This is a genomic window from Mesorhizobium sp. M7A.F.Ca.US.014.04.1.1 (assembly GCF_003998745.1).
In the GTDB taxonomy this organism is placed as follows: domain Bacteria; phylum Pseudomonadota; class Alphaproteobacteria; order Rhizobiales; family Rhizobiaceae; genus Mesorhizobium; species Mesorhizobium ciceri.
The window spans coordinates 1-3135 of record NZ_RZRW01000623.1 but is presented as its reverse complement, the minus strand read 5'-3'; the positions used below and the strand labels follow the sequence as shown (position 1 = coordinate 3135).

The 3135-nt window shown below is 63.7% G+C and carries 3 protein-coding genes and 1 pseudogene; 3 read left to right on the top strand and 1 reads right to left on the bottom strand.

What is annotated here, in order from left to right; translation table 11 throughout:
• Nucleotides 1–37 precede the first annotated feature (37 nt).
• The 3 genes from EOA22_RS28815 to EOA22_RS28805 all read left to right on the top strand — a co-directional run bounded on the left by EOA22_RS28815 (nt 38) and on the right by EOA22_RS28805 (nt 2909).
• Nucleotides 38–937, top strand: coding sequence for a LysR family transcriptional regulator (locus EOA22_RS28815; protein WP_063168937.1), 900 nt, complete (start codon nt 38–40; stop codon nt 935–937).
• 89 nt (nt 938–1026) lie between these two features.
• Entirely contained in the window at nt 1027–1695 is a 669-nt protein-coding gene (locus EOA22_RS28810; protein WP_027161413.1) for a DUF1007 family protein, read from the top strand.
• Nucleotides 1692–2909, top strand: coding sequence for a nickel/cobalt transporter (locus EOA22_RS28805; protein ID WP_013529750.1), 1218 nt, complete (start codon nt 1692–1694; stop codon nt 2907–2909). Before EOA22_RS28810 ends, EOA22_RS28805 begins: the two co-directional genes overlap by 4 nt.
• A 25-nt stretch (nt 2910–2934) precedes the next feature.
• Here EOA22_RS28805 and EOA22_RS28800 read toward each other — a convergent pair.
• Nucleotides 2935–3135 (bottom strand): annotated as a pseudogene (locus EOA22_RS28800) (NAD-dependent epimerase); the annotation flags it as partial.

The window sequence follows — 3135 nt, the reverse complement described above, 5'->3', positions numbered from 1 at the left end:
GTCGGAAACTTCGCGACGCGGCACGAAAGGCCTGACCATGGACACACTGACGCGCATGCGCGCCTTCATCGACGTGGTCGAGGCCGAGGGCTTTTCCGCGGCGGCGCGCAAGATCGGCCGCTCCAAGGCCTTGCTGTCGAAATATGTGCGCGAGCTGGAGGACGAACTCGGCGCTTTGCTGCTCAACCGCACCACGCGCCAGTTCTCGATGACCGAGGCCGGCCACACCTATTACCGGCGCGCCTCGGAGATCGTGCGCGAGGTCGACAGCCTGGCCGACGCGGTGCGCGAATCCTCCGGCGACGTGCGCGGCCGGATCAAGCTGTCGGCGCCGCGCACCTTCGCCGACGCGCCGATCGGCCAGTCGCTGATCGACTTCGCCAAGCAGCATCCCGACATCGTGCTCGACATCCAGCTCGACGACCGCTTCGTCGATCTGGTCGAGGAAGGCTTCGACCTTGCGGTGCGTATCTCGCGGCTGGAGAACTCGTCGCTGATCGCCAGGCGTCTGGCGCCATTTTCGATAAAGCTCTGCGCCTCCCCCGAACTGATCGCCAAGCATGGCACGCCGACACGGCCGCAGGATCTCAGCCGCATGCCTTGCATCGTCGACACCAATGGCCGCGGACTGAACAACTGGCCGTTCAAGGGCGACAATGGCGATCCGGTCAGCGTTTCGGTGTCAGGTCCGATCGAGGTCAACAGCCCGATGACGGCGAGAGCCGCGGCCGTGTCCGGGCTGGGATTCACCGTCCTGCCGGATTTCATTGCCGCGCCCGATCTCGCGAGCGGCCGGCTGGTGTCGGTGATGGATGACCGTATCCTGTCGGGCGGCGGCATCTTCGCCGTCTACCCGCACCGCCGCTATCTGCCGGCCAAGGTCCGCGTTTTCGTCGACTTCCTGGTGCAGTGGTTCAGGACGCGTGAAGTTGCCTGACCCACTTCAGCCGAGCAGCGGTCCCAATTTCGCCCCCTTTCTGGTAACTCTCGGCAACTCTTCCGAGGCCTAGGGAATCGCGACCGAGAATGCACCTGAAACGGCACGCAATCATGCTGGCTTCGGCCTTGGCGGCTAGCTTTGCCGCCACTGGACCCGCTTACGTGCATCCACACGTCTTCGCCGAGGCTCGCCTCGATGTGATCCTCTCCCCCGATCACCAAAGCGTGAAGGCTCTGCGTCATCTCTGGCGCTTCGACGACCTGTTTTCCTCGACGGTGATGATGGAATTCGACAAGAACTCCGACCTGAAGCTCGACGACAAGGAGCTGAAGGAAGTCGCCGACACCGTTCATGCCTCGCTGGCGGAGTTCAACTACTTCCAGCTCGTCACCGTCGACGGCAAGGACGTGGCGATGACGCCGCCGCCGCATCTGATGGCCAATTTCGACAACGACCAGCTGATCATCCTGTTCGAGTCCGAACCGAAGGTGCCGATCAAGCTCAACGGCAAAATCGATATCGGCGTCTACGATCCGACATTCTACACGGCGATCGACTTCACCGAGGACTCCAACATCACGGTCGAAGGCCTGCCCTCGAACTGCACCAGCAAGGTGGTCCGTCCCGACCCCGACGAGGCCATCAAGGAAAACCAGAAGACCCTCACCGATGCCTTTTTCAATGACCCGACCGGCACCGATATGAGCAAGATCTTCGCCACCAAGCTCGAACTGACCTGTCAGCCAGAAGGATGAAGCCGGTGACGAAACCGTCCCTGCGTTTGGCATTCGGCCTGTTGGCCCTCACAGTCGCCATGATGCATTTCGCCGACGCGGCTCATGCCCAGAGTTCGCTCGGCATCGGCGTCAATGACGGCATGGCGCCCACCACCGGCCCGTTCGCCCATATCCTGATGTGGATCAATCTCAGGCAGCAGGAATTCTACCGCGCGCTGGCAACGGCGATGAAGGCGATGCGCCAGGACGGCAGCAAGATCTGGATACTCGTCGGCCTGTCCTTCGCCTACGGTATTTTCCATGCCGCCGGCCCCGGTCACGGCAAGGCGGTGATCTCGTCCTACATGGTGGCCAATGAAGTGGCGTTGCGGCGCGGCATCCTCTTGTCCTTCGTCTCGGCGCTGCTGCAGGGCCTGACCGCGGTCGCGGTGATGGGGGTCGCCTATTTCGTCCTGCGCGGCACCTCCGTCTCGATGACGGACGCAGCCTGGTTCATGGAGATCATGAGCTTTGTCTTCGTCACCCTGTTCGGCGCCTGGCTGCTGTGGCGCAAACTCGGCCCCGCCGTCCTGCGTCTGTTCGGCAAGGGCCCGGCCTACAGCCTGTCGGCGGCTCATGCCGGCCATTCTCACGCCGGTCATTCTCATGGGGGTCATTCTCATGGGGGTCATTCGCACGGCGCGCATTCGCATGCCGGCCATTCCCATGCAGCTCACAGCCATTCGGCGCATGCCCATTCGCACGCGCTGCACGCGCATGACCATGTGCACGGCCCTTCGCACGATCATCACGATCATCACGATCATGCCGAACACGATCATGCTCATCACGATCACGCGGCCGGCGAAGTCTGCGACACCTGCGGCCATTCGCACGCACCCGATCCGGCGCTGCTGTCAGGCGACCGCTTCGACTGGCGCACGGCCTGGACAGCGGTGGCGGCGGTCGGCATCCGCCCCTGCTCCGGCGCGCTGATCGTGCTCAGCTTCGCCCTGCTCAACGGCCTCTGGCTCGGCGGCCTGCTGTCGGTGCTGGCAATGTCGCTGGGCACCGCCATCACCGTTTCGGCACTGGCGACGCTGGCGGTGACCGCCAAGAACTGGGCGGTCTATTTCGCCGGCGACGGCCGCATGGGCAACCGCATCCACTCGATCGTCGAGATCGGCGGCGCCGCCTTCGTGTTCCTGTTCGGACTGCTGCTGCTGTCGGCAAGCCTGGCGAGCGGCGGATGATGCCCGACGCCACGAGGGTCGGAGTTTAACCCGCGATCTTGCCGCCGAGCTCATCCTCGATGTGAGCGCGGATGATCTCGTCAAAACTCTTTTCGGCGCTGAAGCCGAGCTCCCGCGACCGCTTTGCCTCGAAGCGCGTCGGCCAGCCCTTGACGATCGCCCAGATCGTGTCATCCGGAACCTCGCGGATCAGGCTTACCGCCTTCGGCCCGGCGATGCGTTCCAG

Excerpts from the sequence above, each read along its gene's own strand:
- EOA22_RS28815 (WP_063168937.1), top strand. The coding sequence starts at position 38 with ATGGACACACTGACGCGCATGCGCGCCTTCATCGACGTGGTCGAGGCC.
- EOA22_RS28810 (WP_027161413.1), top strand. The coding sequence starts at position 1,027 with ATGCACCTGAAACGGCACGCAATCATGCTGGCTTCGGCCTTGGCGGCT.
- EOA22_RS28805 (WP_013529750.1), top strand. The coding sequence starts at position 1,692 with ATGAAGCCGGTGACGAAACCGTCCCTGCGTTTGGCATTCGGCCTGTTG.